This is a genomic window from Bacillus toyonensis BCT-7112 (genome assembly GCF_000496285.1).
GTDB classification, from domain to species: Bacteria; Bacillota; Bacilli; order Bacillales; family Bacillaceae_G; genus Bacillus_A; species Bacillus_A toyonensis.
In genome coordinates, this window is sequence record NC_022781.1 from 3,680,919 (window position 1) to 3,700,287 (window position 19,369).

A 19,369-nucleotide genomic window follows, 5' to 3' on the forward strand; every position below is an offset into this window, starting at 1 on the left:
TACGATGTTATTTATTGATAATAAAGGGATTACAGATCCTAGAATAAACTTAGCGATTGAAGAATATTGTGTGAAGAATTTAGATATTAACGAAACATATTTACTGTTCTACATTAACGAACCTTCCATTATCATTGGTAAAAACCAAAACACAGTAGAAGAAATTAATGCAGATTACGTAAAAGAAAAAGGTATTCATGTCGTTCGTCGTCTATCAGGCGGGGGCGCGGTATATCATGATTTAGGAAACTTAAACTTCAGCTTTATTACGAAAGATGATGGAGACAGTTTCAGCAACTTCAAAAAATTCACAGAGCCTGTAACGAAAGCGCTTGGTAAATTAGGCGTAAATGCAGAACTAAGTGGTCGTAACGACATTTTAGCTGAAGGTAGAAAAATTTCAGGTAACGCGCAGTTCTCAACGAAAGGTCGTATGTTCAGTCACGGTACGTTACTATTTGACTCTGAAATCGATCACGTCGTATCGGCATTAAAAGTAAAAATGGATAAGATTCAATCAAAAGGAATTAAATCAATCCGTAGCCGCGTTGCGAATATTACAGAGTTCTTAAACGAAAAAATGACGACAGAAGAGTTTAGACAACTTCTTCTAGAAACCATTTTCGAAGGTGAAACAGAAATTCCAACGTACGAATTAACAGAAGCGGATTGGAAAGAAATACATAAACTTTCTGAAGAGCGCTACCAAAATTGGGATTGGAACTACGGAAAATCTCCGAAGTTCAACTTACAACATTCACACCGCTTCCCAGTTGGACAAGTTGACGTTCGTCTTGAAGTGAAAAAAGGAACAGTAACAGAATGTAAAATTTACGGTGACTTCTTCGGATCACTAGATGTTCATGACATTGAAGAACGCTTAACAGGCGTACAGTTCGATAAAGATGCATTCACTGCAGCTTTAGAAGGCGTAGATATCGCACGCTACTTTGGTAATATTACAACAGAAGATTTCTTACATTTATTCTTCTAAAAATGGGGGAGGCTGTCATAAAGGGCAGCCTCTTTCTTTTTGTGTGGATTGTCACTTTTGGTTTTGAGTTGCGGCTAATATAATTTCACTTATCACAAATATCTTCCTCAAAACACCACTCACGAGTCATCTGCCCCTTATAAAGGAATATACATAATAAAAGGAGGTGGATCAAAATGAAAAGAATAATGTGCGTTGTATTATTGCTCAGCTTCCTCATCGGGATGACAGCGTGTAACGATGAAACCTCCTCAAGTCGTACAACTTTATCTATTGGAAAACCAGCGAAGGATAATGTTATATATTATACGCATACGGATAACAAACGAAAGATAGATGATATACAAACTATGTTTCAAAGTAAGAAATGGAAAAGAAATGAAATGTTTAGTACTGTTGGTAAAATACCAGATGTTGTCTTGTCTATAGATGAAAACGATACAGGGTTACCGACAGTATATGTTACAGTGTACTTTCATGAAAATGGAGCGGACGCGATAAACTTGTATGGAGAGCATACAAGTTTAAATAAAGAAGAACTTGAAAAGCTTAGAGAAAAGATAGGTGCATATTATCCTAAAATGATTTCTGTCCTCGTTTAATAATTTGCTGGTAAGTGAAATCACTATATTTTTCCAAAGTTATTCAATAGGAAGTACGCCGTGTATATGCAGTTAATAGGATATTACTTGCCACTTTAATTTTCTTTTAATATAATTAATTTAGAATTTTTAAATATTCTAAATTTTATAAAGGTGGGGTTTGTGTGAATCTCGTTCAATCTTTGGCTGAAACGGCAAAACAGAAGGGGGATAAACCGGCTTATGTTTTTATGGATCAGTCGGTCTCGTATGACCAATTAAACAAAATGGTCACAAGGTTTTCTAGCAATTTAGCAGAAATGGGCATTGGAAAAGGGGACAATGTCGCATTAGTTGTTGGGAATTCACCACATTTTTTAGTCGGTTTATACGGAACAATGAAAGCTGGGGCAACTGTTATACCAGTTAATCCAATTTATACAGCAGACGAAATGCATTATATTTTACAAAATGGAGATGTAAAAACAATCATCGTACTCGACGTCCTTCTACCTGTTATACAATCTCTTACAACAAGACTTCCTTCACTAGAGAACATCATCATATGCGAAACCTCATCAGATTTTAATCATATAGAAACCGAAAAAATGAAAACGTTTACTAGTTTTATAGGAACTGGAGATGCGACTTACGAAGGTCCGGAACTAGATGAAGAAGATGTAGCGGTTATCCTCTACACTTCAGGCACAACTGGAAAACCAAAAGGTGCTATGTTAACAAATAAAAATTTATATAGTAACGCAAGCGATGTGGCGTCGTATTTACAATATACGGCCGATGATCGCGTCGTTGCGGCACTGCCTATGTTCCATGTATTCTGTTTAACAGTTGCGGTAAATGCACCGATTGTGAACGGGGCAACGATTTTAATGTTACCGAAATTTAGTCCGAAAGAAGTGTTCCGTATTTGTCGTACGTATGAACCAACGATTTTTGCTGGCGTACCGACGATGTACAATTATTTATATTTATTTGAAGAAGCAAGCGCAGAAGATGTGAAGACGCTTCGCCTTTGTATTTCAGGTGGTGCGTCAATGCCTGTTGCTCTTCTGCAAAACTTTGAAAAACGTTTTGACGTAATTGTTTCAGAAGGATACGGTTTATCAGAAGCATCACCAGTTACTTGTTTCAATCCGTTAGATCGCCCGCGTAAACCAGGGTCAATCGGCACAAATATTTGGCATGTAGAAAATAAAATTGTGAATGAACTTGGGGAAGACGTACCAGTCGGCGCAGTCGGTGAATTAATTGTTCGTGGACCTAATGTTATGAAGGGTTACTATAATGCACCAGAAGATACAGCTGCGACATTAAAAGATGGCTGGCTATATACAGGAGACTTAGCGAAAATGGATGAAGAAGGTTACTTCTATATCGTTGATCGTAAAAAAGATATCGTCCTAGTTGGTGGTTATAACGTCTACCCTCGTGAAGTAGAGGAGGTACTATATACGCACGAATCAGTAGCTGAAGTTGTCGTAATTGGTGTACCAGACGAAAACTTAGGAGAAGCAGTGCGTGCTTTCGTCGTTCTGAAACAAACGAACGTAACAGAAGAAGAGCTGATGCATTATTGCACGTTACATTTAGCAAAATATAAAGTGCCAATGAGCATAGAGTTTTTAACAGAATTGCCGAAGAATACGACGGGTAAGTTGTTAAGAAGAGCTTTGAGAGAAAAAGCGATGCAAGTGTAAGAATGGGGGGCAACCAGCTTTATGAAGTTGGTTGCCTCTATTTTTTTGCATTGGTTAAGCTATGACACCATATATTTAAACCGTAATATGACTAGTAGGGAGGAGATATACATGGAGCAGAAGGAATTACGTTTGCGGCGAGTGCAATATCTTATTTGTGACATTATGGATGAAATGAACGCTGAAAATGAGAAGAAAAACTTAGAAACACTGCAGAAAGTAATTGACCAGCTTTCAGGAGCAATTGGTGATTTAGTAGATCCATCTGGTACGTATTCAATTGATTATTTGGAGAGGAAAGTTCATACAGCGCACTATTTATTATTTAAAAATGATCGTAAAGCATATTTGTGTAATAAATAAACATTCATCATTTGATGGGGTGTTTATTATTTTTGATATTTATTGATAATTGTTATCAATAAAAGGATGAGTACAATGGGTTTAAGACGATAAATTAATCTGCTTATAATTGTACTTATAAATAATAAAGCTCGAAATAAAAGCCTTGCTACACGTTTGTAGTAAGGCTCTTTACAGTTGTTTTGTTCTTAATGAATGAAAGCACCTGCCACTTTTTAGTTGGAAAAGTTACTCATTAGAAGTGTTATTAATCGCTTGAATAGCAAGTTCCAAAGATTTAATCCTTCTTTCTAAAAGAGTTCTTTGAGGACTACCAACCTTTGACTTAACGTAAATTTTTTCAATTGATGGTAGCAAACCGGTAAGAACATTGCGAGCTTCTGCTAAATCTTCCTGGTTGTAATGATGAGGTTTTTGATTCCAAACACTATCTAGCATTGCTAAGCCGATACAAGCTGCCTGGAGGCGTTTCTTTACTAACGTAGTATTTGAGCCTTTCTGAGTCATTTGTGACAAGGCACTTTCGAGTTTACGGATTGTTGACTGTAAGGATTTTATTGATTCCTCTTTATGTACATCTGATACGTTTTCCATGTTAGTACCATCCTTTCTTCGTTTTTAAATGATTTTGTTTAATACGTGATAAAATCGTTAAGGACAGAAACTTACTCGCAATATTTTAACATAAATAACGAACTTTCTTTGAGAGGGAGTCTTAAAGAGCTAGCTCAATTGTTGAAAGTAAGGTAACGAACTTTAAAAACCGAACCGTCATCTAAGTGGCGATTCGGTTTTCTTTATTTTTTCTCTACTAATTTTTTATTCTTTCAATCTAGTGTAAATGATTTATTAAATGTTTTTTGATCAACATCTTTTACGTTGTTTCCAACCCAACCTGCATCGCAACATATTCAATATCATTATCAATTTGGCCTAACACGTAAGATTCTAAAATGCCCATTACAGCAGTTCCTAAAAATTTTAAAACGCTGTGCTTATCAATGTTTTTATTGTGAAGATTGCTGTGCTTAATATTTACGTTAAACGTGCATAACAAGTTATAATAGAAGAAATCAATAAGGAGGCTAGCTGTGAAGAATCTTCGTTATTTCAATATATTTACTATGTTAATTATATACACGCTACTTATGTTTTACATCGGCTGGAACGGATGGGTTTGGCTTCATGCAGTATTTGGCTGGGAGTCCTGGGGGTATTATGCTTTCGTAGTCGGATTTATTTCTTATGCGTATATTCTCGTGCAAGTGTTTAAGTTTCTCCCATTCCTTCGAACGATTGGTTCAATTTGGTTTGCAGTCATACAATACGCCCTTATGTTATTGCCGTTAGCTGATATAACAGTCTTTCTTTTACAGTTTTCGGTTGAGAAAGAAACAGCAATTATTTGGACAGGGGCGGCTGTATTAGCTGCGTTTATCTTTATCTTTGCATATGGAGTATTTAATGCGTATAGTCCGGTAGTAAGAAAATATGAAGTGCACATACCGAAAAAGGTGAAGGGCCGCAAAAGTTTACGTATTGCGATGGCTTCTGATATGCATTTCGGTAAACTGTCTGGTGTATCGCATTTAAAAAGACTTGTCCGTCACGTAAATGAAATGGAGCCTGATATTATTTTACTGCCAGGGGATATTATCGATGATCATCCAGGGGTATTTATTCAAAAAAACATGGGTCATATTATGAAACAAATGAAAGCTCCATTAGGCGTATATGGCGTTTTAGGAAACCATGAATACTACGGCAGAGCGGTTCCGGAGTTTTTACAAGAGATGGATAAGATTGATATTCGTATTCTTTTAGATGAAGGGATCACAATTGAAGATGACTTTTATCTCGTTGGAAGAAGAGATAAAACAGAGCGAGATCGCCAAAGCTTTGAACAACTTATGAATACAGTGGATAAATCGATGCCTGTTATAGCAATGGATCACCAGCCATTTGAGTTAAAACAAGCAGCAGCGGCAGGTGTAGACTTATTATTATCCGGTCACACGCACCGCGGACAAATGGCACCAAATCATATTGTAACGAGAAGAATGTACGAGCTAGACTGGGGATACGCACAAAAAGGCGCATTCCACGCAATTGTTTCTTCTGGATTCGGATTTTGGGGACCGCCGCTTAGACTTGGTAGTAGGTCGGAGATTGTGCAGGTAGAAGTTACGTTTGAATAAGGTTAAATAAAAGGGATTATACATGATTAATATGTATAATCCCTTTTATTTTTTATTTCGTAATCGCGACCTTTACTTGAATATAATCTCAATTAGTTGTTGTGGATGTGCATTAATTAATCCATGAACAATAATAATTACCCATACCTTACGATAACGCGCCCACAAATATCCAAGGAATAGACCTACGATACCATGGTTCACAATAACCGTAGCTGTATCAATATCCCAATGACCAGAGCCGTGTAATGCAATATGCCAGCTCGCCCATAACAATGATGTAAGAAGTATAGCCGGCCAAGTACCTAGTAATAGTTCCAAACGTGTTTGCAACCAAACTCTATAAAAAAGCTCTTCCAGTACACCATTTATAAGAAATCCTACAAGTAAAATTAAGATTAAAATCGTGGGTTCCATTCTCGCTGAAACAAATGGTGTAGAGAATGTAGAAAAGAAGTTGAAGTAACCCCAGACTATAATGACAATAAGTGGTGTAAACCGATACCATCTATTACCTCCCGTTGATTTTACAGGCTTTTGTCGTTCTTTTTCGGGGTTACTTTTATAAAATAAAAGAAGCATTAATGGAGTGAATAATAATAAAATAATTTTAAATATCATAAACCACAATTGTAATGTCATTCCTTCAAAGTTCGTGGTGAGGAGACAAATCGTGAAGAGGAAACCACTCGAGAATAAAATAACAGTTTGAATTATGATGCGCCTTAGTTCAAATTGTTGAAGGGGATTATAGTTTTTATGATGAGATGGTAAGAAACGAACAAGGAGTATACCGACAATAACAGGGATCCACTTGTTCCAAAAAGGCAGTGTGCCCGTATGATCCCCACTGTAACGAATGTTTGTTTCTCCGATCCATATAAGCCAAAGAGATGAAAGCAAAATAAGAAGTATAATGATTCCACCAATGAGCTTCCCCGCTTTTGGAAAATAACTACCCATAGTTATCCGACCTTTCATACTATAATGGTGAATCGATTTTCAATTATTTCTGTTTTTAAATGAATATGCATTTATAAATCTATTAAAACAAAAAAGAAGAACTGTGGAAATATTTTAATTTCTATGATTTAACTTGATGAGAATAGAGGACCGCTTTTTTGAAAACAGAACGTTCATATTGGAATGATAGAATAGTATATTTACTCTTCTTTAAAAAAGAGATACTATAAAAAGAATCTGCTTGAAAAGGGGGACTGTAAGTGATCATATCAGATGTACTATACGGAGAATTTGAAGTAGATCAAGTGTTAGAAGAATTAATTTTAAGTAAACCAGTGCAAAGGTTGAAGGGGATTCATCAAACCGGAGCAAGTTACTTAATGAATGAGAAATGGAATGTAACGCGATTTAATCATTCAGTTGGTGTTATGTTGTTAATAAAAAAACTAGGTGGTTCGGTAGAAGAACAGATTGCTGGTTTACTGCATGACGTATCACATACTACTTTTTCTCATGTAATAGATTACGTTTTTGATAATATGAATGAAAGTTATCATGAAGAGATATTTAGTTCTGTTGTGAAAAACTCAGAAATTCCAGCAATTCTTTCAAAGTATGGTTATAACTATGAAGATATTTTGTTAGATGATTCGAAGTGGACGTTACTGGAAAGATCCGCGCCGGAATTATGTGCAGACCGGGTGGATTACACATTACGAGATATGTATACATACGGATATGTTTCTTTAGAAGAAGTTCACAATTTTTTATCGGATGTCATCGAAGTAGATGGGAAAATGGTTCTTCAAAATATCAAAATGGCAGAATGGTTTACAGAAACGTATTACAAAGAAGTAATCGATTTCTTTATGCAACCAACTAATATTTACGGAAATGATATGTTAGCTAAGACGTTAAAGTTAGCTCTTCATAAACAAGTTATTCATGCAGATGATTTTCTTCTTGAAGATCATGAGCTTATAGTAAAATTGCAGCTATGTAACGATTCAGAAGTATATGCTTTATTAAGAAAAGTCCATCCAAATGTAAAAGTAAGAGAAGATAGAAGTGAGTATGATTTACATCAGAAAAATAAAGTCCGTCTTATTGATCCGCTATTACTTCGTGAAGGGAAAATCGTTCAGTCATCTGTCGTATCAGAAAAAATAAGAGAGATGAGCGATATCGCTTATGAAAAATCGGTGAGAGGGATGTATGTGAAAGTGATTTCTAATTAAAAAGAAGTAGAGCATCACTTTTGGATGCTCTACTTCTTTCCTGTTAATTATCAAACCAATTCCACATCTCAATATCTCCAAGAGTCGCATAACGTACGTGCGGGGAGTTTTGTAATTTTAATAATTCTTTCGACGGGCCGGTAATGACAATGCCATATACTTTTACGCCGTTATATTTTACATATTTATAACGTTTATCTAAGTTTAGTTCGCTTTCAGGAAGCATAGCAACTTTACTTACAGTTTTTTTATGTGTCGAAAGAATACGCATCATTTCAATTACTTTACCCTCTTGCGTTTTCTGATTTTCTGTTTCATCATCAAGGAATCTTATGTGTTCTGGAAATCCAATAAAGTCGCTCCCAGATAGGATGAAATTTTCTTCATTTATTCTTTCTTGTCCTGTGTCTAAAGCGTACCATAAAGGAGTTGGCGGCATTTCTTGTGCACCAAATACGCTATATAGAAGCGGTTCTAATTCTTTTAAAGTGTAAAGTTTGTCAAAAGAAATTGCTACTTCTGCAACGGTTCCTTCATGTACTTTTGTAAGTGTATCCCACACTTTTTTTGAAGATTCTTTTAAATAATCACCCGGTTCTGTTTTTGGGTGAACGAAGAAGAGTTTTGGCTGATAGAATGTATTCATCCAAGATTTATTTAAGACATTTACAGATGATAAGAAGCTACTTGTTTCTAATGTACCCAGTGAAATTTCTTTTTTGCCGACTGTTTTCACTAAATTAAAGTGGCTATTTGTACGAAAGAAAGCTTCTACACTTGTTCCACCGCCCGTAACATGACTATTGGGAAGAGTTGCTTCAATTGCAAGAGAAGGAACACTTCTTATTTCTTCTAGTCTTTTATCATTATTAGTTTGAAAATAAAAGGCTGATAATATCCCACCAATCACATATATGACGATACAAATAGATAGGATGAAACCAAACATTTGTAATCGATTTTTCCATTTAATTCTCCAAAAAGGAATTTTCATATCCTTTGGCGGTAACTTTTTCTTAAGTGGCTCTGTTTTTACTAACAGCTCATCTAAGTAAGCTTCACACTCTTCACATGTCTCAATATGACTTTCTAACTGCTCTTGTTCATCATGCGTGAGCGTTCCGTTTTCGTACTTTTCCCATAGTTTTTTAAACTCTGCACAACCCATCTGTATCACTCCTTTATGCTTTTTGCTTCTTTTCGTCCGCGGTGTAATTCAATTTTTACTTTCGCTAATGAGAGACCAGTCATTTCTGCTATTTCCTTATAGGAGAATCCGTAGTAATCTCGTAGTAACAGGACATTTCGTCTTTCGAGCGGAAGAGAAGATAAACCTTCTAACCAACTAGCAATCTCATGTTTTACGAAATAAGAGTGCTCTGTACTTGGCACGTGTGGTAAATGGAATTCTTCAATTTTCGTTGTTTTATATTTTTTCTCTTTTCGGTACCAATCGATAAAGGCGTTGTAGGCAATTGTAAATAACCAAGGTCTAATTTCTTCTCCTTTATAATAGTCAATATGGACGAGCATTCGGTAAAATGTTTCTTGCATAAGATCTTCCGCGTAGTGGGAATCTCCGGTTAGGGAGAGAAGATAGCGAAATAAATCATGCATATGATCTGAATAAATGTCTTCTAATGATTGTTTGCGTTTCACTAATTTCCCTCCCTTCATACATAACAACGAAATACATATAAAAAAGTTACATTTGTTTTTAAAATTATAGTAAAAAACGTCAAGAATTGGATAGGATTCTCTTTTATCATAATACATATAAGGCGGGTGAACAGAGATGGAAAGCTATGAAACACAAATTCAAAGGTCCATTGATTATATTGAGGAGGATGTAATGGAAAAACAGACGCTGCGTAATTTAGCTCGCATTGCAGGTTTTTCTGAGTCGCATTTTCATCGTGTATTTCAGGCGTTAGTAGGTGATACAGTAATGGAGTATGTTCGAAAGAGGAGGTTAGCCCGGGCAGCTTATCAACTTTCTCATACGGATGAAAAAGTTATTGATATCGCGTTTGAGCATGGCTTTCAATCTCATGAAACGTTCACGAGAGCCTTTAAAAAATTATTTCAAATGACACCGAGTGAATATCGAAAACAAGAAATTGAAACACCGATGTATTACAGTGTGAATGTAAAACAAAGAAAATTAAATCCGTATTTAGGGGGCATACAAATGGAATATCGTATTGTAAATAAACCAGAATTTTTAATGGCAGGTTATGAACTGAAGACGACAAGTAAAGAAGGGAAAAACCACCAAGACATTCCAGCATTTTGGCAAGAATATTTACAAAAAGATCTTGGAACAACGATTCCGAATCGTAAAGATACGAGCCAATGGGTAGAACTTGGATTATGTACAGATTTTAATTTAGAAACAGGGGACTTCACTTATATTATCGGAATGGAAGTTACAGACTTTGAAAATGTACCAAATGAGGTTGCAAAGCGTACTTTCCCGGCAGCAACATATGCCGTATTTACAACACCGAAAGTTCCTCATGCAGAAATGGTGTCGTCCATTCATCAAACGTGGAATGCAGTATTTTCAGAATGGTTCCCGCATTCAGGATATGAACATTGCGGCGTTACAGAGTTTGAACTATATGATGAGCGTTGCCACGAAGATAAGAGTGAGTTCGCTCAAGTAGAGCTTTGGATACCGGTGAAGAAAAAATAATAATAGGGTAAAAGCGAATCATTGGGAGATGGTTCGCTTTTTAATAAAGGGGAAATGGGAAGATGTTCAAAAAACTAGAATGTGTATCTATACATACGAAGGATATAGAGAAGTCGGTTTCTTTTTATAAAGAAATGGGAATGAAGCAAAACTGGATTATAGAAAGAGAACTAGAAGAAGGGGTTATTTGGACGTTAATAGGATTGAAGTTTCTAGATGAAAAAAGTTCGGAGTTAGTAATAAGTAATCATCCGGATATTAATTTTATGGAAGTCGAAGTATTAGTAGAAGATGTACAACAAACGTATGAAAGTTTAAAAGATAATAAAGATGTAAAATGGATTCGTGAACCATTTCCAACAGAATCAGGACATGTTGCGGTAATGGAAGCGCCTGATGAGAATGTGTTTGTGTTAGTAGGGAAATAGGAGAGAAGACATAGTAAAAATTAACATGGACTTCGTCAAAAGTTTGAATATTTAAAAGAAGAGTTAGAAATACCATACCCATCGGAAGATATAGAAAGAATTGAAGAGGAATATAAGACAGATTCTTTTGTGGAGGATTTTTACAGTTATACGTCATTAATAGATGGGAATTTGAGTTATGTTCTTTTTTCTAAAAAAATTCTGGAATTACAAAGAGAGTTGTTGTATAAAAGCTTTTTACAAGCGTATCCAGAATATTTATTTATAGGTATATGGAACAATATGTGGAATTGAATCGCCAACTAAGCATATATGAACAAATCCGGAAGTTATTAATTGTTATCATAGAAGAGTATTAAAGAAAAGGTGCTTTTGTAAAGCACCTTTTTTATGAACGAAACGGAAATACAAGAACAATCGTCGTTCCTTTCCCGAGTTCACTATCAATAGAAATTGTCCCGTTTTGGGCATGAACGAGCTGTTTCGTAATGGCGAGACCAAGTCCAGTTCCGATGTTGCTTTCTTCTGTATTAGTCCCTCTGTAATATCGCTCGAATAAAAGTTCTTTCGTTTTATCGTCCATTCCTTTTCCGTTATCTGAAATAGATAGTGTAAATGAATTTACATCCTGCGAAAGCTTTACGATTACATTTGTCGTTTCATTATTATGTTTCACAGCGTTTGCTAGTAAGTTTTCGATAATACGCTGGAACCATTTTTCTTCAATGAAATATTGAATTTTATTTGAGCTCGGTACGAATTCAATATTTTGATTTTGCAGTGTCGGATTATTAATAAATTGTAATAATACTTTTTGGACGAATTGATTCATTTCAATGTTTACGTGCTGGGCAGGAAGGCTGTTATTTTTTAATTGATACGTTAAGCTTAAATCGTCAATTAGTGTAGTCATATATTGAGATTTCTCTTTCATAACGCTGCCGAATTGCTGAATGTCACGATCAGTCCAGTTATACTGCTTTGATTCTAGTAATAATGCGTAGCCATATATAGAGCTAAGTGGTGTTTTTAAATCGTGCGTTAGACCGGTAATCCATTCTTCACGTGTTTGCTGCAGTACTTGCCTCATCGCATCATTTTTTTTGAGTGTAATTGAAAGGTGCTCTAGTGAGCTAGTAACATCTCTAAATAAGCGAAATGACCATTTTTCTTTACCAGATCGCCTGAATCGAACTGGTTTTCCTTTTTTACTAACAGGCTCTTCATATTTTCCACCAGCGATATTTTTAAGCCAACGCATTGCGTGTAGTAACGGTTTCCCAAACTTATTTCCGTACCAAATAGATAGAATGACTAAATAAACAAAGACGATAAGAAGGATTAATCCGCATCCGATTAGAAACTTCTTAGTAAATACATCCTCAATTTCGTCATCTGGGTAGTATCGTTGATTTTTTGCTGTAACGACGAGAAGCTGACCACTATTTGCATCGTAAAAGCTAGACGTGTTTTCTTTATGATTCCACGGTTCTTTTTCGTTAAGAGCAGTCTGTATTGTAGAAAGTGTTTTTTTCTTTCCAGTTGGATAGGAAAAAACCTCTTCGCCACTATGATTAAATATTTGCAGCGTTGCTTTTTCTTTAGAGAGTAACTGTTTTTCTTGTTCTGTTAATGTGAACGAATCTGTAGGTACAGAAGAGTGTTCTTTCTGAATTGTTTTTAGTAATGCATTACTTTTTAACATACCGCCGTAAATAACAAGTACGTTTTTTTCTTCTACTTCAATTTCCCAATATGTAAATGTATAAGGGCTTTCTATATGATTCTGTATATGTGCGAGTAAAGATGTTTTCGTATAAGAAGTTGGGACATCACTTGGTGTATTAAATTGATAGAGGACTTTCCCGTTTTCCTCTACAATCTGAATCCAATCATTTTTCTCTTTAATTAAATCTTTTACTTCCGTTTTTAACGTAATATCGCCATCTTCTGAAGAGATATATCTTGAAATTGTAAAACTATCAGAATCCGGAATGTTAGGTTCGTATGAAATACTAGTAACAAGAAAAATTAAATAAGTGAAAGCAGCGACTACAGCAATAAGTAATGTAACTAAAACAAAAACGTGTTGCAGTATAAATTGGATGATAAGCCGTTTATTAAGATTCATATCGTCACCCTACTTTGTAACGAACTTATAGCCAAGTCCGCGAACAGTTTTTATGTATTCTGGTTTACTTGGGTCTTGTTCAATTTTTTCGCGTAGCTTTCGAATGTGGACCATAACAGTATTGTCATCGCCATTATAGGCGGGTGCTCCCCAAACTTTTTCGTATATTTCTTCTTTCGAAAATACGTAGTTCGGATTCTCACAAAAGAAGAGTAGTAGTTGAAACAGTTGAGCGGAACATTCGACAACGTGTCCATTTACTGTAAGTTCTGCGGAATGTTGATCAATTTCAAATCTCCCAAATGAAATGGAGTGTGCTTTTTGTTCGTGTGGTACGGTTTGTTTCATATGTCTTCGAAGTTGTGCTTTCATACGAGCTACGACTTCTAATGGATTAAATGGCTTCGTAATATAATCATCTGCACCGTATGAAAATCCAGATATTTTATCTAGATCAGATGCCTTCGCTGATAGGAAGAAAATCGGACAATCTGTTTGTTGGCGAATAATTGGACAAATATCAAAACCAGATTGTCCAGGAAGCATGACATCTAAAATAATTAAATCGTAATTGTTTTGTTCGATGAGAGATAAAGCTAATTCAGCTGATGTTGCAGTTGTAATATGAGAAAAACCTTCTTTTTCAAGAATGGTAGTTAGTAGTTGTAAAATTGCTGTTTCATCATCGACGAGTAATATATTTGCTTGATACATAAGAATCCCCCTTAATTTCCTCGAATATCATATCATCTTTTTGTAACATATGGAATTTTTAAGGAAAATTTAAGGTTTTCTTTTATAAAAAATTAAGAATCAAATGATATGATAAAAGTAACATAGGGGAGGAGATGAGTGTGAATCCGTTTCAAATGATGCGAGCTAGATATTTTTTAATTGTATTTGCACTATTAATTTTAGTAGCGAGAAGTAGTGAAAAATTGCTAGAAAGTACATTTCATATACAAAATTCATCTTTTATAAATATACTTATATTTTATATCCTTCCGATTGCATGGATTTTTTATGAGTATAGAAAGCACCGTGTTTCATTTTCATTATTTCTTAATAAAAATGAAACATTTAACTTGGTGCAAGTTATATACATTACGATTATGTTGTGCATGTTCAGTTACGGGTATCTGATTTTATACATGTACAGCTTTGCATGGATTACACCAGATTTTATTATGAATGCTTTACACAAACCGATTGTAGATAGTGCCGGGGGATATATATATCAATTTATTATGGTTGTATTTATCGCACCTATTATTGGAGAATTTGTTTTTCGTGGATTTTTACTTCAGCGCTTTGCTGCGAAATGGGGAACGAGTATAGCGATGATTGCAGTGGCACTTTTATTTGCGATATTACATGTCGATTTTCTCGGTGCCGCCGTATTTAGTATCGTATTATCAATCGTATATATTCGTACGAAAAGCTTACTCATGCCAATTGCGATACATATGTTAAATAATACATTTGTACTTTGTGCATCGTTCCTAGTAAGTAGAGAAAAGATCATGAGTTTTGCAGATTTCTCAAACTATACGACGTTCTTTCCAGGACTGATTATTTTTATAACAGGATTAAATTTAGTACTCATCTTTTTATTTGTTAACCGCAAATACTGGAGTAAAGAAGTGCCAGTTATATACGCAGAGCAGGTAGAGAGTTTTGCAGATGTAGTGGGAGATAAATGAGACGAAGAAAACGATTGAAAAAATATTGAAAGACATTATAGATGCTACGTCTATTACAGATATGTGTGATAAAGGCTTTTGTCATTGGCTTTTTAACTTGTAGTAGATACAATTGTGTTTCCGGAGTATTACTTATTTTCTAGTACTCATTTAAAAGAAAATATTATTTCTCTTCTTATTGTATTAGGGATTTTAATAATATTCGGTCTAATGTTAGAAGTAATGATGAAGCGTATCTTCAGAAAAAATGAAGAGAAGTATGTGCGGGTTCATAAAGTATTCGCGAAAGTAATGGGAGCTTTCCTTTTGTTTTATGGTATGAAAACAATCATTTACTTTATAGCTTTGAGACATCATTAATTCTAAATTTGAAAGGAATGTATAAAATTATATGAATGAAACAATATCATCAAATAAGTTTTTTTATTTGATTTTACTTAGCATAGTGCTAATAACGACAGTAAATGTTATTCTCCGCTGGGAGGAAGCCTACTTTTTCATGTATTTAGCGCTCCATTTATTAGGGGTCTTATGTATAAGTGGTGGCATGGTTACTGAAAAAAAGGGTGGCGAAAGTGTTAACTATATGTGTGTGATCGGTCTTGTTTTACTTTTAGCTGTACAAGGTATTATGAAATATAGTTCTTTTTCTGTACAAGATTTCAGTTTGTTAATAGATGTACTGCCTTAAGGGGGATAAGTACTTATGTTATCGAAGAAACAAATAGGGTATATATTTGTTTTAGTAGGTTTTTTTACGATTATTATAACGACGCTATTTTTTCAAGACTATGAATATGTAAAATATGTAAAATATGTAAAAGGCGCTGGTTTAATGTGCTGGTTTGTAAGTGCTTTTCTTATTCCGAATTATGAACCGAGGAAAGTGTCTAAAAATAGGTGAAACTCTTCTTATGTAGAAGAGTTTTTTTTATCCCGCATTAACGGGCAGTAAGACCCCCACCTCAAAATTCAGTGACAGCAAAGAAGTTAGGCGAGGGATCAACTGCCCGTAAAAGCCCGATTGGTGAAGGCTAATAATCAGTGGGGGATGAAGAAAACCCCCACTGATTAAAGTTTCACTTTATGTAAATAGAAGGCTCTCGAGCAATTCTCGTAATTAGCTTGTTCTAATTTAGCATGTACGAACTTACAATAATAATAGACAGGCAGCATAGAGGAGGGAATAACGTGAGGAAAGTTATTGGGTGGTCGCTTTTTTTGTACGTTGGATTTGCGTTATTTATATATTGGTATTTATTTGGATGGAATCATGAACTCATTCCGGACATGTATAAAGGAACGAGTGCAGATCCAGAAACCTTTATGAATGCGAAAGAGCTTACGCTAAGCCAAGATTATTCGCGCGTGAAAAATTTACTGTTCTTTTTAGCGACGCCTCTTGAATGGATTATTTTATTATTTGTACTCGTGCTCGGTATTTCAAAAAAGTTTGAGAAATGGTCAACGGAAACGACTAAAATAAGTGTCTTACAAGTTGCGATTTATTTCTTTTATTTATCATTACTCACAACGGTACTGGCATTACCGATGCAATGGATTGGGCGTAAAGTGTCGGTTGATTACGGTATTTCCACGCAAAGTACACAAAGCTGGATAAAAGATCACGTTATCGATTTTTGGGTTAATTATGCGACGATGTTACTCATTGTTACAGTTCTTTTATGGCTTATCCGTAAATTCCCGAAGAGATGGTGGCTAGCAGGATGGGCACTCTCTGTACCATTTACAATCTTTTTAACGTTCGTACAGCCTGTTATTATTGATCCACTTTACAATGACTTCTCGACGTTGAAAAATAAAGAGTTAGAAACGAAAATTTTAGCGATGGCAGACAAAGCTGACATTCCTGCTAAACACGTATATGAAGTAAATATGTCGGAAAAAACGAATTCGTTAAATGCATATGTAACAGGAATTGGCCTTAACTCGCGTATTGTAATGTGGGATACAACGCTTAAGCAATTAAAAGATAAAGAGATTTTATTTATTATGGCCCATGAAATGGGACATTACGTAATGAAACATATATATTGGGGCGTTGCGAGTTATATTTTCATATCGTTTATAGGTATGTATTTAATTAGTCGTATTTTAAATATGTGTATTCGAAAATGGGGAGATACGCTGCAAATTTCAAAAATGGCATGTTTCTCGATTTTACCTTTATTTTTCTTAATTTCTTCTGTACTATCCTTTGCATCACAACCAGCAACAAACTACGTTTCACGAATAGAAGAACGCGCGGCGGATCAATACGCTTTAAATATGACGAAAGATGGGAAATCAGGTGTGAAAACTTTTCAATATTTATCAAAAACAAGTTTAAGTCAAGTGAATCCACCAGCGTTAGTAAAATTTTTCTTATACACACATCCACCAATTTTCGAAAGAATTCATACGTTTGAGCAATATGAGAAACAAAAAAACAAGAAGTAGCGATTATGCTACTTCTTTTTTATAGAAATATAAGTTTGGTATTGGGAATATTTATCATTGCTTTTTATTGTGATTTTGTAAATAATAAGCTATAAAATTCTAAAAATCTATATATAAAGGAATAAAGGTGGAAATATGTATTTTTTACAAAATTTAAAAGTGAAACATAAATTATTCTTACTTATCTCATTAGCAGTTTTGGGCATGGCAATTATGAGCTGTGTAGCAATTAATTCTATTAACAAGATTAAGCACGATACAGAAATTGTAGTAGATGATTATCAAAATTCTGCAGTTTTATTAGAAGGAATGCTTCGTACACAAAATTCACTAGAATATAACTTACTAGAATTAATTACAACGTCACAAAATGAGGGGACAAATAAAGAGGGGATTATTAGTAGTGTTGAAAAGGATCTTAAAAAATATGATTCTTTATTAAAAGAATATGATGATGGCGTTAATTTAAGTAAGCAAGAGGATGAGCTGTTTCAGAAGATGAAGAAATCTTTGCCAAGTTATATGGAGACATATAAGAAGTTGTTTGACAAAGCGAAGGGAACAAATGAATCTCAAATGGTAAACGAATTTCAAAAGGACTTAAAACCGAAGGGAGTAGAGTTAGCTGGTTATGCTGTAGATTTAGAAACTTATGTTTCAAACTTAGCTGACCAAGTATTTAAAGATTCTCAAAAAATGATAGATCGCTCTGTTATTACCTTTATCATTCTTGCAGTAGTTACTACAATCATTATATGTATAGTAAGTTATATTATTAGCAAGCTTATAGTGGCACCTTTACAAACGGTTAGTCGTATGATGGAAAGAGCAAAAGAGGGAGATTTAACTGTACATGGTGATTATAATGCTAAAGATGAATTAGGTATATTAGTAAGTGATTTTAACGAGATGATTGCAGGGCTAAGAACAAATATGCAAGAAGTAGAGAATAATATTCAGCTTTTATTCCAATATGCAGACGGAGTAGTATCTGCATCAGAAGTATCTAGCGGTGCAGCAAAGAAAATTACTATGGATATTGAAGAAGTTGCCAATGGCGCAGAGAGCCAAATGCAGGCAATGGAACAAACTGCGGGTGCGATGGAAGAGTTGACACAAGGAATGCAGAGTATAGTGAATACATCATCCTCTGTAAATGAATTGTCTGCTCAATCAGCACTAGATGCAGAGAGTGGTAACAAATTAATGAAACAAATGATTCAACAGATGGATACAATCCAAAATTCAGTACATAGCGGTGTGAAACAAGTAGAGACTATGAAAGAACAATCAGAAGAAATTGTTAAAATCATTGATGTTATGCAAGGTATTACCTCTCAGATTAACTTATTAGCATTAAACGCCGCAATTGAGGCTGCACGTGCTGGAGAAAGTGGTAGAGGATTTGCAATTGTGGCAGATGAAGTACGAAAATTAGCAGAACAATCTAGTGACTCTGCTAAACAAATTGAGAAGCTTATTACTCAAGTTATGGGAACAACGAATCATACGGTACATATGATGGGGAAAGTAGATAATGAGGTACAGGCAGGTACACAAGTAGTAATGCATACAGAAAAAGTATTTGGAACTATTACAGAAAAAGTGCAGCAAGTATCTGAGCAAATTCAAACGGTATCTATGTCTACAGATGAAATTGCAGCGAGTAGTGAGGAGATTTCTGCTTCTACAGAAGATATGGCGCAAATTTCTCAAAGATCATCTGATCGAACTGATAGGGTAAAAGAGTCTATTCAACAGCAAGAAAAATCTGTTCAAGAGATTTCGACTTCAATTGAACATCTGCACAACGTAGCAGGAGGACTAAAACAGATAGTTTCCCAATTTACTCTTCAAAAATAGTAGAGTATATGTAAGTCTTCATAAATATATA

The 19,369-nt window shown here is 34.9% G+C and carries 21 protein-coding genes and 1 pseudogene; 15 read left to right on the forward strand and 7 right to left on the reverse strand.

What is annotated here, in order from left to right:
• Positions 1-4: 4 nt before the first annotated feature.
• The 4 genes from BTOYO_RS18810 (at position 5) to BTOYO_RS18825 (ending at position 3,656) form a co-directional block, all read left to right on the forward strand.
• Entirely contained in the window at positions 5-994 is a 990-nt protein-coding gene (locus BTOYO_RS18810) for a lipoate--protein ligase (RefSeq protein WP_000897263.1), read from the forward strand.
• 176 nt (positions 995-1,170) lie between these two features.
• Positions 1,171-1,596, forward strand: coding sequence for a hypothetical protein (locus tag BTOYO_RS18815; protein WP_000822232.1), 426 nt, complete (start codon positions 1,171-1,173; stop codon positions 1,594-1,596).
• Positions 1,597-1,760: 164 nt separating this feature from the next.
• The gene (locus tag BTOYO_RS18820; RefSeq protein WP_001055206.1) at positions 1,761-3,293 is read left to right on the forward strand and encodes a fatty acid--CoA ligase family protein; all 1,533 of its coding nucleotides are present in this window, start codon (positions 1,761-1,763) and stop codon (positions 3,291-3,293) included.
• A 111-nt stretch (positions 3,294-3,404) separates the two neighbouring features.
• Positions 3,405-3,656: a hypothetical protein gene (locus BTOYO_RS18825; RefSeq protein WP_000435466.1), complete on the forward strand. Its 252-nt coding sequence runs from the start codon at positions 3,405-3,407 to the stop codon at positions 3,654-3,656.
• Between the two features lie 228 nt (positions 3,657-3,884).
• On the opposite strand, the gene BTOYO_RS18830 is transcribed toward BTOYO_RS18825, so the two are convergent.
• Both BTOYO_RS18830 and BTOYO_RS28255 read right to left on the reverse strand, forming a co-directional pair.
• A complete protein-coding gene (locus BTOYO_RS18830) occupies positions 3,885-4,250 on the reverse strand; it encodes a hypothetical protein (RefSeq protein WP_000432655.1) in 366 nt (121 codons plus the stop codon).
• A 280-nt stretch (positions 4,251-4,530) separates the two neighbouring features.
• Positions 4,531-4,713: a hypothetical protein gene (locus tag BTOYO_RS28255; protein WP_033657320.1), complete on the reverse strand. Its 183-nt coding sequence runs from the start codon at positions 4,711-4,713 to the stop codon at positions 4,531-4,533.
• A gap of 34 nt (positions 4,714-4,747) precedes the next feature.
• On the opposite strand from BTOYO_RS28255, the gene BTOYO_RS18840 reads away from it, so the two are divergent.
• Positions 4,748-5,854, forward strand: a complete 1,107-nt coding sequence (locus BTOYO_RS18840; protein WP_000793638.1) for a metallophosphoesterase — start codon at positions 4,748-4,750, stop codon at positions 5,852-5,854.
• 72 nt (positions 5,855-5,926) lie between these two features.
• Here the strand turns inward: BTOYO_RS18840 and BTOYO_RS18845 are convergent, their stop codons facing one another.
• Positions 5,927-6,817: a CPBP family intramembrane glutamic endopeptidase gene (locus BTOYO_RS18845; protein WP_000536087.1), complete on the reverse strand. Its 891-nt coding sequence runs from the start codon at positions 6,815-6,817 to the stop codon at positions 5,927-5,929.
• A 260-nt stretch (positions 6,818-7,077) separates the two neighbouring features.
• On the opposite strand from BTOYO_RS18845, the gene BTOYO_RS18850 reads away from it, so the two are divergent.
• A complete protein-coding gene (locus tag BTOYO_RS18850; RefSeq protein ID WP_000587052.1) occupies positions 7,078-8,055 on the forward strand; it encodes an HD domain-containing protein in 978 nt (325 codons plus the stop codon).
• Positions 8,056-8,098: 43 nt separating this feature from the next.
• Here the strand turns inward: BTOYO_RS18850 and BTOYO_RS18855 are convergent, their stop codons facing one another.
• Together BTOYO_RS18855 and BTOYO_RS18860 are read right to left on the reverse strand one after the other, a co-directional pair.
• Positions 8,099-9,223 (reverse strand): anti-sigma factor, encoded by a 1,125-nt coding sequence (locus BTOYO_RS18855; protein ID WP_000501647.1) that lies wholly within the window; start codon positions 9,221-9,223, stop codon positions 8,099-8,101.
• A 5-nt stretch (positions 9,224-9,228) separates the two neighbouring features.
• Positions 9,229-9,732 (reverse strand): RNA polymerase sigma factor, encoded by a 504-nt coding sequence (locus BTOYO_RS18860; protein ID WP_002038125.1) that lies wholly within the window; start codon positions 9,730-9,732, stop codon positions 9,229-9,231.
• Positions 9,733-9,850: 118 nt separating this feature from the next.
• On the opposite strand from BTOYO_RS18860, the gene BTOYO_RS18865 reads away from it, so the two are divergent.
• From BTOYO_RS18865 to BTOYO_RS26730, 3 genes are all read left to right on the forward strand, one after another.
• Positions 9,851-10,753 carry an AraC family transcriptional regulator gene (locus BTOYO_RS18865; protein ID WP_000446845.1) on the forward strand — a complete coding sequence of 301 codons (903 nt, stop codon included), beginning with the start codon at positions 9,851-9,853 and terminating at the stop codon, positions 10,751-10,753.
• Positions 10,754-10,815: 62 nt separating this feature from the next.
• On the forward strand, positions 10,816-11,181 hold the full coding sequence (locus tag BTOYO_RS18870) for a VOC family protein (protein WP_000473635.1): 366 nt from the start codon (positions 10,816-10,818) through the stop codon (positions 11,179-11,181).
• Between the two features lie 99 nt (positions 11,182-11,280).
• Positions 11,281-11,475, forward strand: a complete 195-nt coding sequence (locus BTOYO_RS26730) for a YxiJ-like family protein (protein ID WP_230305545.1) — start codon at positions 11,281-11,283, stop codon at positions 11,473-11,475.
• Positions 11,476-11,569: 94 nt separating this feature from the next.
• Here BTOYO_RS26730 and BTOYO_RS18875 read toward each other — a convergent pair whose 3' ends face one another.
• Both BTOYO_RS18875 and BTOYO_RS18880 read right to left on the reverse strand, forming a co-directional pair.
• Positions 11,570-13,312 (reverse strand): ATP-binding response regulator, encoded by a 1,743-nt coding sequence (locus BTOYO_RS18875; protein ID WP_001052538.1) that lies wholly within the window; start codon positions 13,310-13,312, stop codon positions 11,570-11,572.
• A gap of 9 nt (positions 13,313-13,321) precedes the next feature.
• Positions 13,322-14,026 carry a response regulator transcription factor gene (locus tag BTOYO_RS18880; protein WP_000283866.1) on the reverse strand — a complete coding sequence of 235 codons (705 nt, stop codon included), beginning with the start codon at positions 14,024-14,026 and terminating at the stop codon, positions 13,322-13,324.
• 140 nt (positions 14,027-14,166) lie between these two features.
• On the opposite strand from BTOYO_RS18880, the gene BTOYO_RS18885 reads away from it, so the two are divergent.
• The 6 genes and pseudogenes from BTOYO_RS18885 to BTOYO_RS28395 all read left to right on the forward strand — a co-directional run bounded on the left by BTOYO_RS18885 (position 14,167) and on the right by BTOYO_RS28395 (position 19,338).
• Positions 14,167-15,015 carry a CPBP family intramembrane glutamic endopeptidase gene (locus BTOYO_RS18885; RefSeq protein WP_001067942.1) on the forward strand — a complete coding sequence of 283 codons (849 nt, stop codon included), beginning with the start codon at positions 14,167-14,169 and terminating at the stop codon, positions 15,013-15,015.
• A gap of 61 nt (positions 15,016-15,076) precedes the next feature.
• Positions 15,077-15,375, forward strand: a pseudogene (locus tag BTOYO_RS18890) (malate synthase).
• 31 nt (positions 15,376-15,406) lie between these two features.
• Complete coding sequence (locus BTOYO_RS18895; protein ID WP_002093819.1) at positions 15,407-15,706, forward strand: hypothetical protein; 300 nt, start codon at positions 15,407-15,409, stop codon at positions 15,704-15,706.
• 15 nt (positions 15,707-15,721) lie between these two features.
• Positions 15,722-15,919, forward strand: a complete 198-nt coding sequence (locus BTOYO_RS18900) for a hypothetical protein (protein ID WP_000949415.1) — start codon at positions 15,722-15,724, stop codon at positions 15,917-15,919.
• Between the two features lie 287 nt (positions 15,920-16,206).
• Complete coding sequence (locus tag BTOYO_RS18905; RefSeq protein WP_001233276.1) at positions 16,207-17,475, forward strand: M48 family metallopeptidase; 1,269 nt, start codon at positions 16,207-16,209, stop codon at positions 17,473-17,475.
• Between the two features lie 135 nt (positions 17,476-17,610).
• The gene (locus tag BTOYO_RS28395) at positions 17,611-19,338 is read left to right on the forward strand and encodes a methyl-accepting chemotaxis protein (protein WP_000273752.1); all 1,728 of its coding nucleotides are present in this window, start codon (positions 17,611-17,613) and stop codon (positions 19,336-19,338) included.
• The last annotated feature ends 31 nt before the right edge of the window (positions 19,339-19,369 follow it).